22 protein-coding genes are annotated in these 23589 nt (G+C 68.1%); 14 read left to right on the top strand and 8 right to left on the bottom strand.

Translation table 11 applies throughout. The annotated features are described in order from the left end of the window. Positions 1–7: 7 nt before the first annotated feature. The 3 genes from AC04ME_RS14230 to AC04ME_RS14220 all read right to left on the bottom strand — a co-directional run bounded on the left by AC04ME_RS14230 (position 8) and on the right by AC04ME_RS14220 (position 1910). Complete coding sequence (locus AC04ME_RS14230) at positions 8–1093, bottom strand: ATP-binding protein (RefSeq protein WP_309686905.1); 1086 nt, start codon at positions 1091–1093, stop codon at positions 8–10. 137 nt (positions 1094–1230) lie between these two features. Beyond that, positions 1231–1608 (bottom strand): SHOCT domain-containing protein, encoded by a 378-nt coding sequence (locus AC04ME_RS14225; RefSeq protein ID WP_042542094.1) that lies wholly within the window; start codon positions 1606–1608, stop codon positions 1231–1233. Positions 1609–1652: 44 nt separating this feature from the next. Beyond that, the gene (locus tag AC04ME_RS14220) at positions 1653–1910 is read right to left on the bottom strand and encodes a hypothetical protein (protein ID WP_079112478.1); all 258 of its coding nucleotides are present in this window, start codon (positions 1908–1910) and stop codon (positions 1653–1655) included. Positions 1911–2113: 203 nt separating this feature from the next. Here AC04ME_RS14220 and AC04ME_RS14215 point away from each other — a divergent pair, with 203 nt between their 5' ends. The 6 genes from AC04ME_RS14215 to AC04ME_RS14190 all read left to right on the top strand — a co-directional run bounded on the left by AC04ME_RS14215 (position 2114) and on the right by AC04ME_RS14190 (position 8907). Then, a complete protein-coding gene (locus tag AC04ME_RS14215) occupies positions 2114–3439 on the top strand; it encodes a winged helix-turn-helix domain-containing protein (RefSeq protein WP_475435598.1) in 1326 nt (441 codons plus the stop codon). 34 nt (positions 3440–3473) lie between these two features. Continuing rightward, positions 3474–3629 carry a hypothetical protein gene (locus AC04ME_RS14210; protein WP_475435596.1) on the top strand — a complete coding sequence of 52 codons (156 nt, stop codon included), beginning with the start codon at positions 3474–3476 and terminating at the stop codon, positions 3627–3629. A gap of 15 nt (positions 3630–3644) precedes the next feature. Next, positions 3645–5093, top strand: a complete 1449-nt coding sequence (locus AC04ME_RS14205; RefSeq protein ID WP_475435594.1) for a hypothetical protein — start codon at positions 3645–3647, stop codon at positions 5091–5093. Beyond that, entirely contained in the window at positions 5090–6430 is a 1341-nt protein-coding gene (locus tag AC04ME_RS14200; RefSeq protein ID WP_475435592.1) for a DUF2252 domain-containing protein, read from the top strand. The genes AC04ME_RS14205 and AC04ME_RS14200 overlap by 4 nt, the downstream gene beginning before the upstream one ends. Positions 6431–6523: 93 nt before the next feature. Next, positions 6524–7288, top strand: coding sequence for an ion channel (locus AC04ME_RS14195; RefSeq protein WP_475435590.1), 765 nt, complete (start codon positions 6524–6526; stop codon positions 7286–7288). Continuing rightward, complete coding sequence (locus AC04ME_RS14190) at positions 7285–8907, top strand: MFS transporter (RefSeq protein ID WP_475435588.1); 1623 nt, start codon at positions 7285–7287, stop codon at positions 8905–8907. Before AC04ME_RS14195 ends, AC04ME_RS14190 begins: the two co-directional genes overlap by 4 nt. Positions 8908–8932: 25 nt before the next feature. Here the strand turns inward: AC04ME_RS14190 and AC04ME_RS14185 are convergent, their stop codons facing one another. Then, positions 8933–9916 (bottom strand): LacI family DNA-binding transcriptional regulator, encoded by a 984-nt coding sequence (locus AC04ME_RS14185; RefSeq protein WP_376708836.1) that lies wholly within the window; start codon positions 9914–9916, stop codon positions 8933–8935. 160 nt (positions 9917–10076) lie between these two features. Between AC04ME_RS14185 and AC04ME_RS14180 the strand changes: the two genes are divergently transcribed. The 5 genes from AC04ME_RS14180 to AC04ME_RS14160 all read left to right on the top strand — a co-directional run bounded on the left by AC04ME_RS14180 (position 10077) and on the right by AC04ME_RS14160 (position 15522). After that, the gene (locus AC04ME_RS14180) at positions 10077–10994 is read left to right on the top strand and encodes a carbohydrate ABC transporter permease (RefSeq protein ID WP_475435586.1); all 918 of its coding nucleotides are present in this window, start codon (positions 10077–10079) and stop codon (positions 10992–10994) included. A gap of 46 nt (positions 10995–11040) precedes the next feature. After that, positions 11041–11886, top strand: coding sequence for a carbohydrate ABC transporter permease (locus AC04ME_RS14175; RefSeq protein WP_042542215.1), 846 nt, complete (start codon positions 11041–11043; stop codon positions 11884–11886). A 68-nt stretch (positions 11887–11954) separates the two neighbouring features. Further along, positions 11955–13313: an ABC transporter substrate-binding protein gene (locus AC04ME_RS14170; RefSeq protein ID WP_475435584.1), complete on the top strand. Its 1359-nt coding sequence runs from the start codon at positions 11955–11957 to the stop codon at positions 13311–13313. A 64-nt stretch (positions 13314–13377) separates the two neighbouring features. Continuing rightward, the gene (locus AC04ME_RS14165; RefSeq protein ID WP_475435582.1) at positions 13378–15120 is read left to right on the top strand and encodes a glycoside hydrolase family 35 protein; all 1743 of its coding nucleotides are present in this window, start codon (positions 13378–13380) and stop codon (positions 15118–15120) included. A 36-nt stretch (positions 15121–15156) separates the two neighbouring features. Then, a complete protein-coding gene (locus AC04ME_RS14160; RefSeq protein WP_079113930.1) occupies positions 15157–15522 on the top strand; it encodes an HNH endonuclease in 366 nt (121 codons plus the stop codon). Between the two features lie 5 nt (positions 15523–15527). On the opposite strand, the gene AC04ME_RS14155 is transcribed toward AC04ME_RS14160, so the two are convergent. Together AC04ME_RS14155 and AC04ME_RS14150 are read right to left on the bottom strand one after the other, a co-directional pair. Then, positions 15528–16052 carry a GAF domain-containing protein gene (locus AC04ME_RS14155; RefSeq protein WP_475435580.1) on the bottom strand — a complete coding sequence of 175 codons (525 nt, stop codon included), beginning with the start codon at positions 16050–16052 and terminating at the stop codon, positions 15528–15530. Continuing rightward, positions 16049–16546 (bottom strand): metallophosphoesterase family protein, encoded by a 498-nt coding sequence (locus AC04ME_RS14150; RefSeq protein ID WP_455904464.1) that lies wholly within the window; start codon positions 16544–16546, stop codon positions 16049–16051. Before AC04ME_RS14150 ends, AC04ME_RS14155 begins: the two co-directional genes overlap by 4 nt. 147 nt (positions 16547–16693) lie before the next feature. Between AC04ME_RS14150 and AC04ME_RS14145 the strand changes: the two genes are divergently transcribed. Then, complete coding sequence (locus AC04ME_RS14145) at positions 16694–18154, top strand: MFS transporter (protein ID WP_056376002.1); 1461 nt, start codon at positions 16694–16696, stop codon at positions 18152–18154. Positions 18155–18229: 75 nt separating this feature from the next. On the opposite strand, the gene AC04ME_RS14140 is transcribed toward AC04ME_RS14145, so the two are convergent. Then, positions 18230–19261, bottom strand: coding sequence for a S66 family peptidase (locus tag AC04ME_RS14140; RefSeq protein WP_475435578.1), 1032 nt, complete (start codon positions 19259–19261; stop codon positions 18230–18232). Between the two features lie 93 nt (positions 19262–19354). Here AC04ME_RS14140 and AC04ME_RS14135 point away from each other — a divergent pair, with 93 nt between their 5' ends. Together AC04ME_RS14135 and AC04ME_RS14130 are read left to right on the top strand one after the other, a co-directional pair. Then, entirely contained in the window at positions 19355–19561 is a 207-nt protein-coding gene (locus AC04ME_RS14135; RefSeq protein ID WP_079112468.1) for a transcriptional regulator, read from the top strand. A gap of 78 nt (positions 19562–19639) precedes the next feature. After that, positions 19640–21523, top strand: coding sequence for an ABC transporter ATP-binding protein (locus AC04ME_RS14130; RefSeq protein ID WP_475435575.1), 1884 nt, complete (start codon positions 19640–19642; stop codon positions 21521–21523). A gap of 151 nt (positions 21524–21674) precedes the next feature. On the opposite strand, the gene AC04ME_RS14125 is transcribed toward AC04ME_RS14130, so the two are convergent. Beyond that, positions 21675–23537, bottom strand: a complete 1863-nt coding sequence (locus tag AC04ME_RS14125) for a phosphoenolpyruvate carboxykinase (GTP) (RefSeq protein ID WP_475123525.1) — start codon at positions 23535–23537, stop codon at positions 21675–21677. Positions 23538–23589: the final 52 nt, after the last annotated feature.

Genomic DNA, 23589 nt, shown 5'->3' with positions numbered 1-23589 from the left:
CACTCGGTCACGAGCGCAGCGGTACTCGCACGTCTGCGCCCGCTTCCTCGGTCAGCCGCTCCCCCATCTGCGCGAACGTCGGCTGCGCGATGAACCCACCGGCGAACAGCGCCTGTCCCTGAGCGAATCCCTGGGCCCGGCGGATGTCGTCCTCCCCGACGAAGCCGAACACGTCCGCCAGTTCGGCGATGTCCCGCGGGGCGTTCACGCGCATGAGGCCGAGGTTGTCGCACTGCGAGAGCACGTTGGGGTGGATCTTGGTCGGGCGCTGCGTCGACAGGAGGAGCCAGAGGCCGAACTTGCGTCCCTCGGCCGCGATCTGAACGAGCCTCTCGGTGACAGCCTTCTCGACGGCGGTGCGCGGCTCGGGTGAGCAGAGGTTGTGCGCCTCGTCGATCACGATGAGGAGCGGCCGACGGCTCTCTCGCTGCATCCACAGCGCCTCGAGCACGGCGAGCGCCGCCACCTTCGGCTCCGCGGGGTGGTCGAATCCCCCGAGGTCGAGGACGGTGGCCCTCGGCCGTTCAGCGATCACATCGACGACGGATCCGGCTCCTCTGGACCAGAGGTCCCACTCGAGCACCTGCAGGTTCTCCATGCGATTCGCGAGCCGGATATGCGCCGGGTCTCCTGTCGCGCGGAACTGTCTCAGCATGTCGTCGGCGTCGAAGTCCGTGGTGCTGACGGGCCAGTGGAGCAGGACGTTGTACTCCTCGGCATCGGCGATCGGGTCGATCTGCAGAACCGCGGCTTTGGCGGCCGGAGACAGATCGATGTATCGGGCGTGCAGCTTGTCGCCCTCTCCGTGACCCGATCGGAACACGCGGATGTCGGTCTGGGCGATGGCGGCCGCATGCTCGGTCGAAGCGCCTGCTCTCGTCTCCGCCAGCCTCACGAAGTCGGCATTCGGATCGAGGATGAGCATCGGCAGTTCGGTGTGCAGCAGGAGCTGCTCGAGCACGACGCCGAGCGCGTATGTCTTGCCGCTGCCGCTCTGGCCGCACCAGAACGTGTGTCGGTTGAAGCGGCGTGCGTCCAGCTGCACAGACGTTCCCGCATCATCCGTCATCGTGCCTATGGTCAGTTCGGTCATGCCCGGCCTCCCGCCCTTCGTCGGCCTCCAGCTTGCCTCGGACTCCCGACGGGGTCATCACACTTCTCGGGTGACGCGGCTCGCCCGTCCAGGTGGTCGACGGACGTCCTCCGCCCGTCGGCCGCTCCCCGGATCGGCTAGGACGCGAGCGCCTTCGCCTTGAGCGTCTCGAACTCGGCCTGGGTGATCACGCCCGAGTCGAGCAGACCCCGCGCCTTCGTGATGTCGTCCGCCGGCGAAGAGCCTGCGGTCTCCCGGATGTAGGCGGTCTGGGCCGCTTGCAGTTCGGCGATCTGCTCGCCGCGCCGCTGCGCCATCCCCTGCCCGCGGGCGATGAGATACACGAGTGATGTCAGGAACGGGAGGAAGACGAGGAAGATGATCCACACCGCCTTCAGCCACCCGTTGAGAGAGCTGTCTCGGAAGATGTCGCCGATGATCGTGAAGACGACCATGAGGTACGAGATGAAGACGAAGGCCCAGAAGAACCAGGCCACGAGATCCCAGATGGACATGCGCGATGCCTTTCGGTCGGAGGTGGTGAGTACCAGCTCCGAAGCTAGCCACGTGCGGATGCGCCCGCGTCACCCTGCCCGGGTGACCCGTCCTGCACCGCGGGGACGGGATTCACCGAGATGACCTCGATGTGGAGGTCGTCGAAGGCCCCGAGAAGGCCCAGCAGACGCGGCTGATCGTCGACCGGTCCGAGGATGCTCGTGAGTCCGCCTGGTCTGTCCTGCACCGTGAAGCCGTCCAGCGCCTGTGCGAGCTGCGGGCTCATCCGTCCTCGGACGAGCACTTCGAAGACCCGGGTCATGACGGCAGCCTCTCTGGAGCACGAGCAACATCGGCGCAAGCGCGATCGTCCCATGATGCACGCGCGGATCGGAGCCGTCCTCATCCTCTGCGGATGATCTGAACCGGCTGTGGATGATGCGACCGCGCCCTGCCATACTGACAGCGGAATCGCCGATGACAGCCATACCTCCCCCGCCGGCCCACGCCGTCGAGCGACCACGATTGCGTAGCCGACTCGACGCGACGCTGAACGCGCCCCTCAGCGTCGTCGTCGCCCCGGCCGGCTCCGGCAAGACGGTGCTGCTGTCGCAGTGGGCGGCATCGCACCCCGACGTGCGTGTCATCTGGATCGGGCTGGAGCAGGCGGACAGCGATCCGCGCCGTCTCCTCGACCATCTCCTGAGCGCGGTGCTGCCTCCCGGCCATGGGACGAAGGATCTCGGACGACCGCACGCAGTCACCGCGCGAGCCTTCGGGCGCCCCGTCCTCGAGTCTCTCGTCGGAGTCTTCCGCGAGCATCCCCCGGTCGTGCTCGTGCTCGACGACCTGCATCACCTCGCCGGGTCGCCGCTGCTGCCAGACCTCTGGTGGCTCGCCGACAACGTTCCCGAGCACACCCACCTCATCTTCTCGTCACGCATCGACTACGGCCTCGGCTGGGGGCGTCACCGGCTGAGCCACTCGCTGATCGAGCTGCGACAGGGCGACCTTGCGCTCGATGAGGCCGCGAGTGCGACGCTGCTCGAACGGATCATCGGCGCTCCCGTCAGCCCCCGCACTCTCTCAGCAGTCATGGAGCGCACCGAGGGGTGGGCCGCAGGCGTGGTGCTGACCGGTCTCGGTCTGCGCAGCGAAGCCGATCCGGAGCAGTTCGCGAGGGAGCTGCGCGGCACCGATCGCCTCATCTCCGAGTATCTGAGCGAACAGGCTCTGGCCCAACAGCCTCCCGAGCGCCGATCACTGCTGCTGCGCCTCTCGGTCCTCGACCGGATGTCCGCAGAACTCGTCGAGTCGATCCTCTCCGTCGACGACGCGACGTCGCTCTTCGAGGAGCTCGAGAGAGAGTCGATGTTCCTTGTCGCCCTCGATCGGAATCGGGAGTGGTTCCGCTTCCACCCGATGTTCCGAGAGCTACTGCGCTACCGCTTGAAGGCAGAGCACCCCGGAGCGGCGACCGAGATCCTCACGGCCGCGGCCGACTGGCATATCGCACGGGGCGACGCGTCGTCGGCCATCGACTACCTTCTCGAAGCCGGCTCGTGGGAGCGTGCGGCGACTGTCATCTCCGGATGCGGCCGCGAGATGCTCGAACGCAACGACACCGTGTCGGTCAGCCGGTGGCTGGATGCGCTGCCGGGAGAGTTCCGTGCGACCCGTCCTGACGTCGAGATCCTGCGCGGGATGCTGATGATGATGAACGGGGATGCGGCCCGAGCCGAGGACTCACATCTACCGAAAGCTCGCGGTCCCCAACCGCAACTCCGCCGTCGCGCGCGCCCAGGATCTCGGACTGATCTGACGCCGCGGTATATCGCCCTGAAAGGGTGACGCGGCCGTACGCCCTGAGCCCGAGAGTGGCACCGTGAGCCATGCGAACGTGCCTGAGGAGTCACCCCTCATCATCGGGGCGCTCATCGGCGAGGCCCTGCTCGGTGCTCTGGTGTCGATCCCGATCACCGCAGCGATCCTGCTGGTCATCACGCAGGTCCTTATCCCCGTCAGAACGCGAAAAGTCTGAGGAAGGAGAACCCTCATGGCACGGTCCACGGTACAGGAGCTGCAGCGGCGCCTCGCTGCCCTCGAAGCCGAGAACAGCGCGCTCCGCGGCGGCATCCCGGCGGTCACCCCCGCCCCGACGCCCGGTCCGGTCGAGTCGCGCCGCCGATCCCGCGGGTGGGGACGCACCCTCTCGGCGTCCGTCCTCATCGTGCTGGGTGCGCTCATCGCACCCGTCGCCCTGGTGGCCGCCTGGGGCAACGTGCAGCTCACCGACACCGACCGGTTCGTCGCGAGCTACTCCGTGCTCGCGAGCGATCCTGCGGTGCAGTCCGCGGTCACCGATCAGGTGGTCGAGGCGATCGAGGGGCAGGTGGACATACCCACCCTCACCACGGACGTGATCGACGGCGTCATCGAGCTCGGCACCGGCCCCGCGGCGACTCGCGCGCTGGAGCTGCTCAAGGGGCCAGCCGCCCAGGGACTCCAATCGCTCGTGGGCACCGTGGTCGAGCGCTTCGTCGAGTCCGAGGCGTTCGCGAACGTCTGGGCATCCGCGCTTCGCATCAGCCACTCGCAGGTGGTGTCCGCGCTGCAGAACGATCCCGATGCGGCCATCGCACTCGGGTCCGACGGCACGATCGGGATCCAGCTGGCGCCGATCATCGACGCCGCGAAGGACGTGCTCGTCGACCAGGGCGTCGGGTTCGCGGCATCGATCCCGACGGTCGATCGCACCATCACCGTCGCACAGGTCGACTCCCTCGCCTCCGTCCAGCTCGCCTACGAGCTGGTGGTGGCGGCCGGGCTGTGGCTGCCCTGGGTGGCGATCCTCTTCCTCGCCGCCGGGGTGGTCGTCGCGCGACGACGCTCGGTCGCGCTGGTGACCGCGGCACTCTCCCTCGGTCTCGTGATGCTGATCGTGCTCGCAGGCCTCGCCGTCGGCAGGGTGTTCTTCGACGCAGCCCTGCGCAGCAACGGCATCCCCGCGGATGCCGGCGGCGCGATCTACGAACTGGTCGGCGGCGCCATGCGCGACACCGCCGTGGCCGTGCTCGTGCTCGCGCTCGTCACGGCCGTGGTCGCGTGGTTCGCCGGCCCCTCCGACGTTCCTCGACGACTTCGAGCCGTCGTCCACGGTGGCGCCGCCTCGCTACGCGGCACCCTGGAGCGGCGCGGCCTGAGCACCGGGCGCGTCGGCGCGTGGCTGTACTCGCGACGCTCTCTTTTGAGGGGCGTGATCATCGTGGCGGGTGCGGCGGTCGTGTTGCTCGTGCGGCCGCTCAGCCCCGCGCTCGTGCTGTGGACACTGGCGCTGTCGCTCCTCGCCGTCCTGACACTGGAGGTGGTCGAACGTCCGCCGTCGAATGATGCCGATGCCGATGTCATCGACGTCGTACCGTCCGAGGACGACGCGCTCCACGACGTCGCGGGTGAGAAGGCGGCCCTCACCTCCGCCGACCCCCTTGGTCCGGCCAGCTCATGACCCGGCCGGCTGAGGTCGCGAAGCCATCCGCAGAGCGACGCGAGAGAGGACGCGCCGCTCGATCGCGGGTGCCTCGGGCGCATCTCGGTGCGTGGTCACCTGCCCCGGACCGCCCGGACCCCGTGGCTCTGCTGGAGGAGCAGGGACGGTCACGGGTTCAGGAGCTCACGCCGGTGCGGTACGCACGGATGGCGGTGTCGCCGCTCGCCTTCTACCGCGGCGCGGCTCTGATCATGGCATCGGATCTCGCCTCCTCCGAGCACACCGGGATCATCGCGCAGCTCTSCGGAGACGCGCACCTGTCGAACTTCGGCCTGTTCAGCACCCCGGAGCGGCACCTGATCTTCGATATCAACGACTTCGACGAGACGCTCCCCGGCCCGTTCGAATGGGATGTGAAACGGCTCGCCGCGAGCTTCGCGGTGGCCGGCAGGCACCGTGGATTCAGCGCCGGCGAGGAGCGCGCCTGCGTCGTGGCCGCGGCGCACGGCTACCGGACGGCGATGCGGAGGGCAGCGACGTCGACCGTGCTCGATGCCTGGTACGACCGACTCGACGCAGAGCGTGCGAGAGTGTCGATCCGCCAGGCGCAGCTCGACCAGCTGGTGGGAGACGAGGAGGTGCGTCGGCTGGACGCGACGATCGAGAAGGCGCGAAGACGCGATCAGCGGAAGGCCTTCAAGAAGCTGGTGCGCGTCGTCGACGGCCGCCTGCGCATCGTCGCGGCGCCGCCGTTGATCGTCCCCGTCGAGGAACTCTTGCGCGAAGCGGGGCGTGCCGCAGACGAAGCGGATGTCATGCATCAGGTGCTCGGCGCGTATCGGACGACGCTCGTCGGCGAACGCCATCCGTTCGCCGAGTACCGGTACCGTCATATGGCGCGAAAGGTGGTCGGGGTCGGAAGCGTCGGGACGCGAGCCTGGGTGATCCTCTTCAGCGGGCGCGACGACGACGACCCGCTGCTCCTTCAGGCCAAGGAGGCGCAGGCGTCCGTCCTCGAGCGCTTCCTCGGTCCGAGCGAGTTCGACGACCACGCAGAGCGCGTCGTGCGGGGGCAGCGACTGATGCAGGCATCCAGCGACATCTTCCTCGGGTGGCAATCCGTGATCGGCCTCGACGGGCAGCACCGTGACTTCTACATCCGGCAGCTGCAGGACGGGAAAGGAGGCATCGATCCGGAGACGATGACCGTGCGAGGTGCGACCCTGTATGCGCGGATCTGCGGCGAGACGCTGGCGCGAGCCCACTCCCGATCCGGAGACCGGGTGCAGATCGCGGGGTATCTGGGGCGGAGCGACACGTTCGAGGAGGCGATCTCGGACTTCGCCGTCGCCTAAGCGGATCAGAACCACAGTGACTTCCTGGCGCTGAAGGCAGCTCTGGCGTCGGGGCGTCTGCCGAACGAGCACGGAACCGTGTGAGGCGCCTCCATGGAATCCGGAGACACGATGCGTGAGCCCTCGCCCCTCGGCTCACACGTCGCGAGACAGGTGGTCGGCCGGCCGTCCGGGTACTGGCTCGTGCTCGCACTCCTCGTGCTCAGCTATGTGCTGTGCGCCGCTCAGGGGACGACCGACCCGAGCCCACCGGCGTTCGTGCTGCAGCTGGTCACCGTCGCCGTCGTGCTTCGAGTGACCGAGGCGCATACTCGGGTGCAGCGCATCGCCTGGATCGTGCTCGCGGCGGCAGGCATCGCCGCGGTCGTGGTGTCGGTGTTCGACCTCAAGGGACACGCCCTCGACATCTCGCTGTCCGCCGCTTCGATGCTCGCCTTCCTCATCGCGCCGGTCGCGATCATCCGACACCAGGTGCGGCGCCGGGGCCTGGACGCCGAGGCTCTGCTCGCCGCGATCTCGGCGTACGCCCTGGTGGGCATGTTCTTCGCCCTGGTCTACAACCTCGTCGCACTTCTGACCGTCGCGCCGACCTTCGGCCCGACGGTCGTCGACTCGCTCTCGAGCCAGCTGTTCTTCTCGTTCACCACCCTCACGACCACCGGCTACGGCAACATCGTGCCGGCGAGCCCCACTGTGCAGGGGATCGCCGTCGCCGAGKCGATCACCGGTCAGCTGTTCCTGATCACGGCCGTGGCGCGGATCATGCGCGGCAACCGCCGGCCCGCGTACGAGGCAGCTCCCGCACCCGCACCTGCACCCGCACCCGCACCCGCGCCCGCGCCCGAGGAGACCTCGTGAAGAAGTGGAACGTCGTCATCGTCCTCGGCGCCGCGCAGTTCGTCATGGTGCTCGACGGAACGGTCATGAACGTGTCGATCTCGACGGTCGTGAGCGATCTCGACACGTCCGTGACGGCGATGCAGGCGGCGATCACGTTCTACACCCTGACGATGGCGGCGTTCATGCTCCTCGGCGCCAAGCTCGGCGATGTGTGGGGACGACGCCGCGCCTTCGTGATCGGCTCCTGCGTCTACGCCGCAGGCTCCCTCATCACCGCGCTGAGTCCGTCCGTGGGGTTCCTCTTCCTCGGCTGGTCGATCATCGAGGGGCTGGGCGCGGTGCTGGTGATCCCCGCGATCGCCGCACTCGTCGCCGACAACTACCGAGGTGCTGAGCGCGTCACCGCCTTCGCCGTCATCGGCGCCGTGTCGGGTGCGGCGGTCGCGGCCGGTCCGCTCATCGGCGGGGCGGTGACCACGTACTCCAGCTGGCGGTTCGTCTTCGTCGCCGAGGTGGTGATCATGCTGGGCGTCGTCCTGTGCGCTCGCATCATCACCGACTCCACCCCACGGCAGAGCATCCGCATCGATATCGGCAGCGTCCTGCTGTCTTCGGCCGGCCTCGTCCTGATCGTCTTCGGCATGCTGCAGAGCAAGACCTGGGGATGGGTGGTCCCCCTGTACACGCCGGAGATCGCGGGCGTCCCCATCGCGCCCCTCGGAGTCTCTCTGACGACCTGGTGCATCGCGCTCGGAGCCGCTCTGATCGCGCTCTTCATCAGCTGGCAGCGACGGCTGATACGCGACGGCCGCTCTCCTCTCATGCAGCCGGATCTGTTCTCCATCACGACTCTGCGCAGCGGGCTCTCGGTGCTCGGCGCCCAGTACGCCGTGACGGCCGGGCTGTTCTTCATCGTCCCGGTGTACCTGCAGATGACGCTCGGATACGACGCGCTCGAGACGGGCCTCAAGATCTTCCCGCTCTCGGTCTCGCTGATCCTCTTCTCGATCGTCGGCACCGCGCTGTCCCGCAGGTGGTCCCCTCGCCGCATCGTGAGAGTCGGGCAGTCGACCCTCGTGCTCAGCGCCGTGCTGCTGCTCGGTGCGGTGACCGAGGACCTTCGCGGCGTTCTGTTCGCGGCCGGCATGTTCCTCGCCGGCAGCGCCCTGGGGCTCCTCGCCTCGCAGCTCGGCAATGTCAACATGTCGAGCGTCAGTGAGAAGGACACGAGCGAGGTCGGCGGGCTGCAGGGCGTCTTCCAGAATCTGGGCTCATCGCTCGGAACCGCGCTGATCGGATCGCTGCTGATCGGAGCGCTGTCGACCTCGTTCGCGTCCGGCGTCGCCGTGAGCGATCTTCCGAGCGACGTGCGCGAGACCGTGAGCGCTGCGACGGACCGCGGCGTCACGGTGGTGCCCGCGGCGGACGTCGCCGGGATCAGCGAGGCGGCCGGCCTCAGCGACGACGACTCGAGCGCACTCGCCGACATCTACCGAGAGTCGCAGCTCTCGTCGCTGCGCGTGTCGTTCGTGGGACTGATCCTGATCAGCCTGCTGTCGATCCTGTTCTCACGCGGCATCCCGGCGCACGTGTCGATCCGGCGAAGAGAAAGCGCCGGCGCGGCCGAGAGGTCCTGACCGCCGGCGCACCCGCTGCCTGCGGTCAGACGCGAGGCGGCGCCGTGCTCTCGCGGACGACGAGCTCCGTGCCGACGAGCGGGGTCTGGATGCGCTCTCCCCCGTCGAGCTCGGCGAGCAGCGCGTCGACCGCGAGCGCGCCGACCTTCTCAGGATGCTGCTGCACGGTGGTCAAGGGCGGCCACAGCTGCGCGGCATCCGGCAGGCCATCGAAGCCGACCACGCTGACGTCGCTCGGAATATCACGGCCGGCCTCACGGAAGGCCCGCACGACGCCGATCGCCATCTGGTCGTTCGCGGCGAAGACCGCAGTGACGGCGACGTCGTCACGCAGCCGGAGCCCCGCACGGTAGCCCGACTCGGCGGACCAGTCGCCCTGCAGCGGCTCGGGCGCGACGACCCCGCGGGATTCGAGGGTGCGCCGCCAGGATTCGCGACGACGTTCGGCGGAGTACGACTTCGCCGGACCCGCGATATGCCAGACGGTCCGGTGTCCGAGGTCGAGCAGATGCTCGGTCGCGAGCCGCGCGCCCTGCGCCTGGTCGGTGTCGACGAAGGGATGACTCGCTCCACGGTTGGAGTCGACCAGCACGACGGGCAGCCCGTCGGGGATCTCGACCTCGGCCTCATCGAGCTGGTGCGCCTCGATCACGATGATGATGCCGTCGACCGCATGCTCCTCGAGGCGGCGGAAGGCGCCTGCCACGGTGTCACGAGCGCTGGACTCCACGGGGATCAGAGTCAACGCGTATCCCATCTGCGACGCGCGCACCGCGATCGCATCGAGCGTGCGCTGATTGCCGTATGAGCTGAAGGAGAACATGATCACGCCGATTGCGCGGAATCGGCCCGAGCGCAGGGCGCGGGCCGCGCTGTTGGGCCGATAGCCGAGCCGTTGCATGGCGTCTTCGACGCGCTCCCTGGTGGCGGCGCCGACGTAGCCGCGCGCGTTCACGACCCTCGAGACGGTCTGCCCGGAGACGCCGGCCTCTCGGGCCACGTCCTCCATGGAGGGGTCTCGCCGCCGCTGCGGCGGCTCTGCCGACTGTTCCGAGGTCACGAGCACTCATCCATTCATGTGTTGACGTTGACACACTAGCAGCGCATCGAATATGTTGACGTTGACACACGGCGCCGTGAGCGCCCGATCTCTAAGAAGGTTCTCGTCAATGACGACTCAAGACTCCGCAGCCCTGGCGCACCACGGCATCCGCCGGCGTGAAAAGCGCGACTGGAAGGGATGGGCCTTCGTCGGCCCGTTCATGGTCGTGTTCGCCCTGGTGTTCCTCACACCGCTCGCCTATGCGCTGTACCTCAGCTTCTTCCAGGAGAAGCTGATCGGCGGCACCGCGTTCGTCGGGTTCGACAACTACGTGCGCGCCCTCACCGACCCGCAGTTCTGGGAGGCGTTCGGCCGCGTCGTGCTGTTCCTCGTCGTGCAGGTGCCGATCATGCTGGTCCTGGCCCTCGCCGCGGCGCTGGCACTCGACAGCGCGCGACTGCGCGGGGCATCCTTCTTCCGCATCCTGATCTTCCTGCCCTATGCGGTGCCCGCCGTCGTGGCGGTGCTCATGTGGGGCTACATCTACGGCGACCAGTTCGGACTGACGTCGAACTTCAACGACCTGCTCGGCAGCGACCTCATCACCCCCTTCGCCCGGGAGTGGATCCTGGTCTCGATCGGCAACATCGTGACGTGGCAGTTCGTCGGCTACAACATGCTGATCTTCTACTCCTCGCTGAAGACGATCCCGACCGACATGTACGAGGCGGCATCGCTCGACGGGGCCGGCGCCTGGCGCACGATCTTCTCGATCAAGATCCCCAACGTCCGCGGCGCCCTCGTGATCGCCACGATCTTCTCGATCATCGGCAGCTTCCAGCTCTTCAACGAGCCCAACATCCTGCGACCTCTGGCGCCGAACGTGATCACGACGTACTTCACACCCAACATGTACGCGTACAACCTCTCGTTCGCCGGACAGCAGTTCAACTACGCCGCGACGATCGCCATCATCATGGGCGTCATCACCGCAGTGATCGCCTACGTCGTGCAACTGCGCGGCTCGAAGTCGGAGGTGCGCTGACATGGCACTCCCCCTCGCCCGCCCCTCGCAGAAGCGCCACGATCTGATGAATCCGCGCAAGTCGAAGATCCTGCTGATCGTGATGGTCGCGTACGCGCTGTACACGCTCGTGCCGCTCGTCTGGCTGCTGTTCAGCTCGACGAAGACGCAGTCGGGACTCTTCAGCTCGTTCGGTCTGTGGTTCTCCGACGACTTCGCGTTCTTCGACAACCTCGTGGCCACGTTCTCGTACCAGGACGGCATCTTCCTGCGCTGGCTCGGCAACACGCTGCTGTACGTGGTCGTCGGAGCCGGCGGCGCGACCCTGCTGGCGACCATGGCCGGCTACGGACTCGCGAAGTACCGCTTCCCCGGTCGCCGCGCCGTGTTCGCCGTCGTGCTCGGCGCGGTCGCCGTGCCCGGCACCGCACTGGCCGTGCCGACCTTCCTGCTCTTCAGCGAGCTCGGCCTCACGAACACGCCGTGGGCCGTGATCATCCCCTCGCTGATCAGCCCGTTCGGCCTGTACCTGATCTGGGTCTTCGCCTCGGATTCGGTGCCGACCGAGCTGCTCGAGGCGGCGCGCATCGACGGTGCCGGCGAGTTCCGCACCTTCTTCACGATCTCGATGCGACTGCTCGCACCCGGAATCGTGACGGTCACCCTCTTCACCGTGGTCGCGACCTGGAACAACTACTTCCTGCCGCTGATCATGCTGTCCGACCCCGACTGGTACCCGCTCACGGTCGGCCTCAACCAGTGGAGCAACCAGGCGATCGGCGCGGGGTCGCAGCCGATCTACAACCTCGTGATCATGGGTTCGCTCCTCACCATCATCCCGATCGTCATCGCTTTCCTGCTGCTGCAGAGGTTCTGGCAGTCAGGTCTCACCGCCGGAAGCGTCAAGCAGTAGCCCCCGGCATCCCTCCGCACCGCACACGTCGGTCCGATGCTGGACCGCACCCCCGAAAGGACACAGCAATGAAGCACCTTCCCTCACCCGCCGCACGGCGCACCCTCACGGTGCTCGCGGCCGGAACCGTGGCAGCGCTCGCGCTGGCCGGCTGCAGCACCGGCGACACCGGCTCAGGCGGCAGCGCTGCCGGCGACGGCTCGTTCGACTCCGTGGAGGCGGCGCTCGAGAAGKGCGGCGAGATCACGTACTGGTCGTGGACCCCTTCGGCCGAAGCCCAGGTCGAGGCCTTCGAGAAGGAGTACCCCAACGTCACGGTGAACGTGGTCAACGCGGGCACCAACAACGAGGAGTACACCAAGCTGCAGAATGCGATCAAGGCGGGCTCCGGCGCCCCCGACGTCGTGCAGATCGAGTACTACGCCTTCCCCCAGTTCGCCCTCACCGATGCGTTCGTCGACCTCTCGCAGTACGGCTTCGCCGACTTCGAGGACGACTACACGGCGTCGACGTGGAACTCCGTCACCGACGGCGACGCCATCTACGGGCTGCCGCAGGACTCCGGCCCCATGGCGCTGTTCTACAACAAGGCCGTGTTCGACGCCGCGGGCGTCACTGTGCCCACCACCTGGGACGAGTACTACGAGGCCGCGAAGGCGATCCACGCCGCGAACCCGAACGCCTACATCACGAACGACACCGGCGACGCCGGCTTCGCGACCTCGATGATCTGGCAGGCCGGCGGCAAGCCGTTCGAGACCTCCGGCACGGATGTCACGATCGACCTGCAGGACGACGGCTCGAAGAAGTGGACCGAGAACTGGAACCGCCTCGTCGAGGAGGATCTGCTCGCCCCGTACGGCAGCTGGAGCGACGAGTGGTTCCGCGCCCTCGGCGACGGCAGCCTCGCCACCCTCGTGATCGGCGCCTGGATGCCCGGCAACCTGATCACCGGCGCTCCCGACGGAGCCGGCGACTGGCGCGTCGCGCCGATGCCGACCTACGACGGCACCCCTGCGACGGCGGAGAACGGCGGCGGCGGCCAGGCCGTGACGACGCAGAGCAAGAACCCGGAGCTCGCAGCCGGATTCCTGTGGTGGCTGAACAACTCGGAGGACAGCATCTCGACCTTCCTCGAGTCGGGCGGCTTCCCGTCGACCACGGCGGAGCTCTCGAGCGAGGAGTTCCTCGCCGACGCTCCCGAGTACTTCGGCGGCCAGAAGATCAACGAGGTCCTCGYGGCCGCGGCCGACGACGTCGTCGAAGGCTGGAGCTACCTGCCCTACCAGGTCTACGGCAACAGCATCTTCGGCGACACCGTGGGCCAGTCGTACCAGAACGGCACCGACCTGAACGAGGGGCTGGTGACCTGGCAGGACGCGCTGGTCGAGTACGGCAACTCGCAGGGCTTCGCCGTCAACCAGTAATCGCACGTCCGGGCCGGACGGGGACTCCCTCCCCGTCCGGCCCTCCCATCGAAAGCACCACATCGTGACCTCCTTCTCCATCGGCGAGACCGACTTCCTCCGCGCGGGGCTCCCCCACCAGGTGATCGCCGGCGCCATCCACTACTTCCGGGTGCACCCCGACCAGTGGCAGGACCGCATCCGCAAGGCCCGCCTGATGGGGCTCAACACGATCGAGACGTACGTGGCCTGGAACGCCCACGAACCCCGCCGGGGCGAGTGGGATGCCACGGGGTGGAACGACCTGGGGCGCTTCCTCGACCTCATCCAGGCCGAGGGCATGGACGCGATCGTCCGCCCCGGCCCCTACATCTGCGCCGAATGGCACAACGGCGGTCTGCCGAACTGGCTCACCGCGGGCGAGCGCGAGCTGCGCTCGTCCGAGCCCACCTTCCTGGCCGATGTGAGCGAGTACCTCCGTCGGGTCTACGAGATCGTCGCTCCGCGGCAGATCGACCGCGGCGGCTCGGTCGTGCTCGTGCAGATCGAGAACGAATACGGCGCGTACGGCTCCGACAAGGCGTACCTGCAGGCGCTCGTCGCGCTGACCCGCGAGTCGGGCATCACGGTCCCCCTCACCACCGTCGACCAGCCCACCGATCAGATGCTCGACGACGGCAGCCTTCCCGAGCTGCACAAGACCGGTTCGTTCGGCTCGCGCAGCGCGGAGCGCCTCGCGACCCTGCGCCGCCACCAGCCCACGGGTCCGCTGATGTGCTCGGAGTTCTGGGACGGATGGTTCGACTGGTGGGGCGGCGTGCATCACACCACCGAGGTCACCGCGGCCGCCGCCGACCTCGACGAGCTGCTCGCTGCCGGCGCGTCGGTCAACATCTACGTGTTCCACGGCGGCACGAACTTCGGCCTCACGAACGGCGCCAACCACAAGGGCCGCTACCTGCCCATCGTCACGTCGTACGACTATGACGCGCCCCTGGACGAGGCCGGGAACCCGACCGCGAAGTTCTTCGCATTCCGCGACGTCATCGCGAAGTACGCCCCGGTGCCGGATGAGCTTCCGGCCGCCGCCGAGCCCGCGCCGGTCTTCTCGGTGCCGCTGAGCGCGGCTGGTGCATGGACGGATGCTGCGGCGAGCGCTCCCTCGTCATCAGGGCCCGTCACGTTCGACGAGCTGGAGCACCTGAGCGCCCTGGTCCGCTACGACGTCTCCCTGCCCGAGGGCCGGGGCGGGCAGCTCGTCCTCGAGGAGGTTCGCGACCTCGCCTGGGTGAGCGTCGACGGCCGGCCCGTCGGCACCCTCTCGCGCACCCGTCATGACCGTTCTCTGCGGATCCCCGCGGGGCGTACGCTCAGCATCCTCGTCGAAGAGGGCGGCAGGGTGAACTACGACCACCGGCTCGGCGAGCAGAAGGGCCTCATCGGCGCTCCTGCACTCGACGGTGCTGCGCTGACCGGCTGGCACTCGACACCGCTCGACGTCGCGGCGCTGGCTGCGGAGATCGGCTCCCGCGCCGCAGAGGCGTCTGCCGCGGCGACGACCGGTCCGTCGGCATGGGTGGCGGACTTCGACCTCGGCTCCCCCGCAGACCTGTTCCTCGACACCGCCGCCTGGAGCAAGGGCTACGCGTTCGTCAACGGCTTCTTCCTCGGTCGATACTGGCGAAACGGCCCGCAGCGCACCCTTTTCGTGCCCGCGCCCGCCACGAAGACAGGAGCGAACCGACTCGTCGTCCTCGAACTCGAGCACCTGCTCGACGCGACCGCCGATTTCGTCCCGTCGCTCGACCTCGGCGACACCGAGGAATAGCCCTCCGGGGGCGACTCGACCCGGTACCGTGTGTCTGTGCCGCGTCGAAGGTTCTCCACTCCCTCACCTGCCGCTCGCGCGCGCTATGCCAAGCGGCGCCAGGGCCGCGTGGCGCGGGCGGACAACGACCTCACCGTCGAGCAGTGGGCTTCGCTGCGAGAGGCCTGGGGAGGATGCGCGTATTGCGGAGCGGGCGACATCGCACTGCAACGCGACTGCGTGATGCCGATCTCGCGAGGCGGGCGGTACACCGTCGAGAACGTCGTTCCTGCATGCGGGTCGTGCAACGCGAGCAAACGCAACGACGAGGTCACGTCGTGGATGCGACGCAAGCGACTCGACGAACGGGCGTTCCTCACCCGATACGACGCGATCGTCCGCGACCTGCGCCAGGCCGACTGAACGGCTCACTGCCGGCTGCGTCGGGACTTCCAGACGGCTGCCGTGAGACGAGCGGCGTCGGCTCGGGTGATGCTCTGCCAGTTGCGACCGCCGCGCGCGAAGGCCTCGTGCACGCCGGGAGGCACCGCGGCCGCCTCGATCGGACGATCGAGCCAGTCGCACGCGCGCACGTGCACGAGGTCGACATCCCGTGCGTCGGCCGAGGCGTCGTAGCGCCACGGTCCGGTGATCCGTCCCAGCCAGAGGAGGCCATCGGCGTCGCGCGTCCAGACGAAGACGCCCTCGGCGACCGATGCGAACCGCTCGAGTCGGCGTGCCATCCGTTCTCCGTAGACCGCGTCCACCGCGGCGAGCGCATCGGCGATCGAGTGCGGTGCGTCGTCGAGTCTGCCGCCCATTCCGCACACGCCGAGCTCCAGTGCCCGCTCGACAGCCGGGCCGTCGCTCACGTCGTCGTCGCGCGAGCGCATCGGAGCGCGGTATGCCGAGGGCACCTCTGCGTCGTCGCTTCCGCCCGGTGAGGCGTTCATGCGAGCGGCACCAGCGTGGCATCGATCCGCCGCTCGTCGATCGTGACCCGCATCATGGTGCAGACCGGCTGACGGCGCCGATCGGTCGGCGACCCGGGATTCACCAGGCGCATCCCGGAGGGGGCGACCGTGTCCCACGGGATGTGCGAGTGCCCGAACACGAGCAGATCCACGCCGGGGAACGCGACATCCATCCGCTCCTCGCGCTTCTGCCGCTGGCCGGTCTCGTGCACCACCGCGACGTCGACCTGTTCGACGGTGAAGCGAGCGATCTCGGGCAGGCGCTCGCGCAGCTCGGGGCCGTCGTTGTTGCCGTAGACGCCATGCAGGACCCGCGAGCGGGATTCGAGCAGATCCAGCGTCGCGAGGTCGACCCAGTCCCCCGCGTGGATCACGATGTCGGCGTCGTCGACCGCCCGCAGCACGGCGTCGGGGAGCCGCTTGGCCCGCTTCGGAACGTGGGTGTCGGCGATCAGCAGCAGTCTCGTCGTCACGGTCTTCCCCTCGCCCCGGGCATCAGCATCCGTCTCCGACTCTACGCACGCGCGCCCCGCGGACGTCACACGCACCCAGCAAACGTTCAGGAAGGCGTAGGATCTCTCGGTGCCTTGGTATACCGGGCCATGGATCTAAGGAGCAGCATGAGTACGACCACAGCGCCCGCGAATCCGCGCTCGCGCGTCATCACGGCGAGCCTCGTCGGCACCACGATCGAGTTCTACGACTTCTACGCCTATGCGACAGCGGCCGTGCTCGTGTTCCCGGTGCTCTTCTTCCCCACGGGCAACGACACCACTTCGCTGCTGTCGTCGTTCGCGGTGTTCGGTGCGGCGATGGTCGCCCGCCCGATCGGCGCGGTGGTCTTCGGTCACTTCGGCGACAAGTTCGGCCGCAAGGCCACGCTCGTCGCCTCTCTGCTCACGATGGGCATCGCGACGTTCATCATCGGGCTTCTGCCCACGTTCCAGCAGATCGGCTGGTGGGCGGCTCTCCTGCTGCTCATCCTGCGTCTCGCTCAGGGTTTCGCGCTCGGCGGCGAGTGGTCGGGGGCCGCGCTGGTCGCCACCGAGAACGCACCCCGGGGCAAGCGCGCCTGGTACGGCACGTTCCCGCAGCTGGGAGCGCCGCTCGGCTTCATCATCGCGAACTTCCTCTTCCTCGGCATCAACTGGCTGCTGCCGCACTCCGAGAACCCCGCGCTCAAGTCCGAAGCCTTCCTGTCGTGGGGCTGGCGCATCCCGTTCCTCTTCTCTGCCGTCATGGTCATCATCGGCCTGTGGGTCCGACTCAAGCTCGTCGAGTCCGACACCTTCAAGAAGGCCGAGAAGAAGGGGGCGATCCGCAAGCTGCCCCTCGCGACCGTGTTCCGCCACCACTGGAAGCAGCTGATCCTCGGCACGTTCATCATGCTGGCGACCTATGTGCTGTTCTACCTGATGACGAACTTCACCCTGGCGTACGGCACCAAGCCGGCCACGCTCGAGACGGCGTCCGCCGCCGCGCAGGCCGCCGCCGAGGCGACGGGCAAGGACTTCGACGCGTCGGCCTTCGCCGCGCAGTTCTATCCGGGTCTCGGATTCGCCTACACCGACTTCGTGCTGATGCAGATCGTCGGCGTGGTGTTCTTCGGCATCTTCACCCTGCTCTCCGGGCCGATCGCCGATTCGATCGGCCGACGCAAGCTGCTCCTGTGGGTCACCGGGCTCATCATCGTGTTCGGCTTCACGTTCAACGCCTTCCTGCTGCCTGCGATGGACCCGAAGTTCACGGGCGCACTCGCGCAGGCGTTCCTCGTGTTCGGTTTCATGCTCATGGGCGCGACGTTCGGTCCGATGGGCGCGCTGCTTCCCGAGCTGTTCCCGACGAACGTCCGCTACACGGGCTCCGCGATCTCGTACAACGTCTCGTCGATCCTCGGCGCCGCCGTGGCCCCGCTCATCGCGCTGTGGCTCTGGGAACTCGGCGACGGCGCCCCGTGGCTCGTCGGTCTCTACCTGTCGGCGATGGGAGTGCTGACGTTCATCGCGCTGCTCCTGTCGAAGGAGACGAAGGACAACGACTACGAAGAGGACCTCGGAGTCGCGGCGGCCGTCGAACTCTGACACGTCACTTCACGCGAAAGGGCGGCACCTCCTCGGGGGTGCCGCCCTTTCGGGTGCTCGGGGTGGTCGTCGGGCTCAGTAGGAGGCGGTGATCGTCCGCGTCGACCCGTCGAGCGCCATCGTCCCCCCGTAGGGAACGATCCACTGGGGCCGCGTGTGACCGAACGGCACGCCCACGCAGACGACCGCGTCGGGGTTGTACCGCGAGACCGTCTCGATGACGGCGTCTCGCTGCGCCGCGCGCAGCGCATCGGCCTCTGCCGGCGACGGGAGGAATTCGAAGTCGCTCACCGGCGGACGCGCGACGACCACGCCCGCGACGGCATCGAGGATCCCGCGCTCTCCCAACCCGCGCATCCAGCGTGCCACCCAGCTCGCCGGCGGACGCTCCTCGCTGGTCTCCAGCAGCAGGATGCCGCCGCGCAGGTCGTATGTCGTGGGCAGCCGGTCTGCGAGCGCGAGCGCGTCGATGCTCTCGAGGCACCCGCCCCACGTGCGTCCCTCGACGCGCGATGCCGGCCCGGCCCAGGCCCACTCATCGGTCGCGATCCGGTCGCCGTATTCGGTGAGTGCAAGCGGGTCTGTCCAGCGCCGTCCCACGTCCTCCGACTCGCCTGGCTCGGTGATCTCGACCGTGCCGCCGTCGAGCAGCGCAGCGCGCAGTGAGCGCAGATGCACGTCGTCGACCGCCGGCCCAGGCCCCAGGTGCACTGCCGTGGACCCTCCGTAGTAGCCGCGGATGCCGAGCCCCCACAGCCAGTTGAGGATGTTGGTGTTGTCGCTGTAGCCCAGGAACGGCTTGGGATCGGCCTGAGCGAGTGCGGCGTCGAGGTGCGGCACCACCAGGATCTGGTCATCGCCCCCGATCGTCGCGAGGATCGCGCGGATGCCGGGGTCGGCGAAGGCCGCGTTGACGTCGGCGGCCCGGGCTTCAGGGCTCGCGTCGAGCTGCCTGGTGGTCGGATACTCCACCGGGATCAGTCCGGTCAGCTGCTCGAGTCGTCGGAGAGCCTGCTCGTGGATCTCAGGGGCGACCGCAGGAGCGGCGAAGGCGGGCGACAGGACGGCGACTCGGTCGCCGGGGACGGGTTTCGATGCAGACAGCATCGGTCCAGTCTCGCATCGCGCACGCCGCGAGATCCGTCAATCTATGTTGACATCTGCCGCACCGTCAACCAATATTGACGCAGGAGGTTCACGATGACCATGAAGACCGCGATCGCCCAGGATGACGGCGGCGAGCCACTGTCCGAGCTCCACCGCCTCGCCGCCCTGCGCAGTGAACTGGCCCGCGCCGAAGAGACCCAGGTGAGACGCGCGCGCAATCTCGGGTACTCGTGGCAGGCGATCGCGAGCTCACTCGGCGTCTCGAAGCAGGCGGCGCACCGCCGATTCGGCAAGCACTGAAACGCATACAGCCCATCCACAGAATCCGTCCTCGCACGAAGTACGGTCGAACTACCCCCTTTCAGAACGAGGTTCCGCATGTCCAGCACGGCGACATCACGCCGACGCGGACGCGGCGCGCAGCACGACGGTCCGCGCGCCACCTTCCGCCAGCTCCTCCCCTTCCTCTTCGAGCACAAGCGCACGCTCATCGTCGTCGCGGTGCTCAGCGTCTTCGGTGCCGCCACATCGCTCGCCCAACCACTGCTGGTGGGTCAGCTCATCGAAGCCGTGCAGTCCGATCAGGGACTCGGCATCCTGGTCTGGGCCCTCGTCGGTCTCGTGATCGTGTCCTCGATCATCTCCGGCTACCAGCACTACCTGCTGCAGCGCACCGGCACCGCGGTCGTGTACTCCAGCAGGCGCAAGCTGATCTCGCGCATCCTGCACCTGCCGATCAGCGAGTTCGACGCCCGACGCACCGGCGACCTGGTGTCACGCGTCGGCACCGACACGACGCTGCTCTACGCCGTGCTCACGCAGGGACTGGCGGATGCCGTCGGCAGCGCGATCCTCTTCCTCGGCGCTCTCATCGCGATGCTCGTGATCGACCCCGTGCTGCTGCTGCTCATCGTCGTCGTGATCGGCGCCTCGGTCGTCGTCGTCACCGCGCTCAGCGGCCGCATTCGCACGGCATCCACCGCCCAGCAGGAGAAGGTCGGCGAGCTCGCCTCGGGCGTCGAGCGCGCGGTCGGCTCGATCCGCACCGTGCGCGCATCCGGGGCGACGGAACGCGAGACCGAGACGGTGTCGGCCCTCGCCTCCGAGGCCTACGGCATCGGCGTGCGCATCGCCAAGATCTCCTCGCTCGTGGTTCCGATCGCGGGAGTCGCGCTGCAGGTCTCACTGCTCGTCGTGCTCGGCGTCGGCGGCTTCAGGGTCGCGGCCGGCACCATCACCATCGCGTCGCTGATCACGTTCATCCTGTTCCTGTTCATGCTCGTGATGCCGCTCGCGACCACGTTCGGCGCGATCACCTCGGTGAACCAGGCGCTCGGTGCTCTCGGTCGCATCCAGGAAGTGCTGAACCTGCCGATCGAGACCCAGCACGATGCGGAGATCGCCGCGTCCTTCCCGCGCGACACCGCCGACCCTCTCGCCCCCGCTATCGAGTTCCGCGACGTGCGCTTCCGCTACCCCGAGAACGTGGTCGCCGCACGCCTGGCGGCCGCGAAGGAGGCGCAGACGCTTCTCGCCGATGCGCACCTCGAGCCGACGGACGACTCGGCTGTCACGGCAGAGCGTGAGGTCCTCCGCGGAGTCTCGTTCGCAGTGCCCCGCGGTGCTCGCGTCGCGCTCGTCGGCCCCAGCGGTGCAGGCAAGAGCACCATCCTCTCCCTCGTCGAGCGCTTCTACGACCCGACGGGCGGGTTGATCCGCCTCTACGGCCACGACTCGCGCACCTATCCGCGCGACGAGCTGCGCGCGCAGTTCGGCTATGTCGAGCAGGATGCCCCCACGCTCGCCGGGACCCTCGGCGACAACCTGCGTCTCGCCTCGCCGAACGCCTCGGATGAGGACTGCGAGCAGGTGCTTCGCGCCGTGAACCTGGGCGACGTGCTCGAACGCGACCCGCTGGGACTCGAGGCCGCCGTCGGAGAAGACGGCGTGATGCTCTCGGGCGGAGAACGTCAGCGTCTGGCGATCGCCCGCGCCCTGCTCACCGATGCGCCGATCCTGCTGCTCGACGAGTCGACGTCGTCTCTCGACGGCGTGAACGAGCAGCGCATGCGCGAAGCCATCGACGCGGTGTCGACCGATCGCACGCTCATCGTCATCGCTCACCGGCTGTCGACCGTCGTCGACAGCGACCTCATCGTGGTGCTGCAGGACGGCGCCGTGGTCGGTCAGGGCACTCACGCCGAGCTGATCGAGTCGACGCCGCTCTACCGCGATCTGGCGCGGCACCAGCTCCTCGCCTGACCAGGGTCACCTCGCGCACACACATGCGCGAAGGCGGGATGTCAGAGACCACTCAGCCATGGGTTCGCCTCAGCCATCCCGCCTTCGCGGTCTGGGGGTAGGGGGATCTGGAGTGTAGAGCGCCGGCTCCCCCGAACCGGCGCCCGGTCTGTCAGGCCTTGTCGAGGCGGTAGCGCAGCGAGGCGAGCTCGGCGCGCAGCGCGGCAGGCACCTTGTCTCCGAAGGTGTCGTAGAACTCCTCGGTGAGGTCGGCCTCGGTCTTCCAGGCTTCGGTGTCGATCGAGAAGAGCTCCTCGAGGTCGGCCTCCGGCACGTCGATGCCGTCGAGATTGAGGTCCTCGACCAGCGGCAGGCGACCGATCGGGCTGTCGATCGTCGACACCTCGCCCGACACGCGACGGATGATCCAGTCGACGACGCGCGAGTTGTCGCCGAATCCGGGCCACAGGAAGCGCCCGTCCGAACCGCGACGGAACCAGTTGACCTGGAAGATGCGGGGTGCGCGGTCGAACCGCAGGCCCCGTCCGACCTTCAGCCAGTGGCCGAAGTAGTCGGCCATGTTGTAGCCGCAGAACGGAAGCATCGCGAACGGATCCCGACGCAGTTCGCCGACCGTGCCCTCGGCGGCCGCCGTGCGCTCCGACGAGATGTTGGATCCGAGGAACACGCCATGAGTCCAGTCCGTGGCCTCGACCACGAGCGGCACGTTGGTCGCACGTCGTCCGCCGAAGAGGATGACGTCGAGCGGCACCGCCTCTTCCCAGTCCTCCGAGATCTGCGGGCACTGGGCGGCCGAGACCGTGAAGCGCGAGTTCGGGTGCGCGGCGGGGCGACCGGAGTCCGGCGTCCATGCGTTGCCCTCCCAGTCGGTGAGGTGAGGCGGAGCCTGATCGGTCAGGCCCTCCCACCACACGTCCCCGTCGGGGCGGAGCGCGACGTTCGTGAAGATCGTGTTGCCCCAGAGCGTCTCGACGGCCGTGACGTTGGTCGACTCACCCGTGCCCGGCGCGACGCCGAAGAACCCTGCCTCGGGGTTGATCGCCCAGAGGCGACCGTCTTCGCCCGGTCGGATCCACGCGATGTCGTCTCCGAGGGTCTCGACGCGCCACCCCGGAATGGTCGGGCGCAGCATGGCGAGGTTCGTCTTGCCGCACGCCGACGGGAACGCCGCAGCCACGTGGTAGGCCTTGCCCGCCGGATCGATCACGCGGATGAGCAGCATGTGCTCGGCCAGCCAGCCCTCGTCACGGGCGATGACCGAGGCGATGCGCAATGCGAAGCACTTCTTGGCGAGGATCGCGTTGCCGCCGTAGCCGGAGCCGAACGAGTAGACCTCGAGCGTCTCGGGGAAGTGCACGATGTACTTGTCGTCGTTGCACGGCCACTCGACATCGGGCTCTCCCTCGGCGAGCGGTGCGCCGACCGAGTGCACGGTCTTGACCCAGGGCGCGCCCTCGGCGATCTGACGGGTCACCGCGTCACCGACGCGGGTCATGATGCCGATGGATGCCACTGCGTAGGCGCTGTCGGTGACCTGGACGCCGATGTGCGAGAGCGGCCCGCCGACCGGCCCCATCGAGAACGGCACGACGAACATCGTGCGGCCTCGCATCGAGCCCTCGAAGATCTCGGTCATCTTCTCGCGCATCTGCGCGGGAGGCGCCCAGTTGTTGGTCGGACCGGCATCCTCCTCGTTCTCCGACGAGATGTAGGTGCGGCCCTCGGTGCGGGCGACATCGCTGGGGTGCGAGCGGGCGAGGTACGAACCGGGACGCCACTCGGGGTTGAGCTTGATCAGCTTGCCCTCGTCGACGAGCCCCCGCAGCAGCCAGTCGTTCTCGGCGCGCGAGCCGTCGACCCAGTGGATGGACGCCGGCTGTGTGAGAGCGGCGATCTCATCGACCCAGGCGGCGAGCTCAGCCATCGCAGGGGTGTCATACGTCGGAGCCGTCCCGAAGGTGCGCACAGGTGCGACAGATGATGCTCGGGGGGTGAAGACTTCGGCGATCGCCATGACTACTCCTTTGAAGTGAGGGGCGTTTCCTCCATCTTCTTCTGGTTCGCAC

It is taken from the genome of Microbacterium sp. LjRoot205 (assembly GCF_056175745.1).
The sequence above is the reverse complement of the archived record's forward strand: the minus strand, read 5'-3'. Positions and strand labels throughout refer to the sequence as shown.

Coding starts and splice junctions, on each gene's coding strand:
- AC04ME_RS14230 (WP_309686905.1), bottom strand. CDS start 1,093: ATGACCGAACTGACCATAGGCACGATGACGGATGATGCGGGAACGTCT.
- AC04ME_RS14225 (WP_042542094.1), bottom strand. CDS start 1,608: ATGTCCATCTGGGATCTCGTGGCCTGGTTCTTCTGGGCCTTCGTCTTC.
- AC04ME_RS14220 (WP_079112478.1), bottom strand. CDS start 1,910: ATGACCCGGGTCTTCGAAGTGCTCGTCCGAGGACGGATGAGCCCGCAG.
- AC04ME_RS14205 (WP_475435594.1), top strand. CDS start 3,645: ATGGCACGGTCCACGGTACAGGAGCTGCAGCGGCGCCTCGCTGCCCTC.
- AC04ME_RS14185 (WP_376708836.1), bottom strand. CDS start 9,916: ATGGAGGACGTGGCCCGAGAGGCCGGCGTCTCCGGGCAGACCGTCTCG.
- AC04ME_RS14180 (WP_475435586.1), top strand. CDS start 10,077: ATGACGACTCAAGACTCCGCAGCCCTGGCGCACCACGGCATCCGCCGG.
- AC04ME_RS14175 (WP_042542215.1), top strand. CDS start 11,041: ATGAATCCGCGCAAGTCGAAGATCCTGCTGATCGTGATGGTCGCGTAC.
- AC04ME_RS14155 (WP_475435580.1), bottom strand. CDS start 16,052: ATGAACGCCTCACCGGGCGGAAGCGACGACGCAGAGGTGCCCTCGGCA.
- AC04ME_RS14145 (WP_056376002.1), top strand. CDS start 16,694: ATGAGTACGACCACAGCGCCCGCGAATCCGCGCTCGCGCGTCATCACG.
- AC04ME_RS14140 (WP_475435578.1), bottom strand. CDS start 19,261: ATGCTGTCTGCATCGAAACCCGTCCCCGGCGACCGAGTCGCCGTCCTG.
- AC04ME_RS14135 (WP_079112468.1), top strand. CDS start 19,355: ATGACCATGAAGACCGCGATCGCCCAGGATGACGGCGGCGAGCCACTG.
- AC04ME_RS14130 (WP_475435575.1), top strand. CDS start 19,640: ATGTCCAGCACGGCGACATCACGCCGACGCGGACGCGGCGCGCAGCAC.
- AC04ME_RS14125 (WP_475123525.1), bottom strand. CDS start 23,537: ATGGCGATCGCCGAAGTCTTCACCCCCCGAGCATCATCTGTCGCACCT.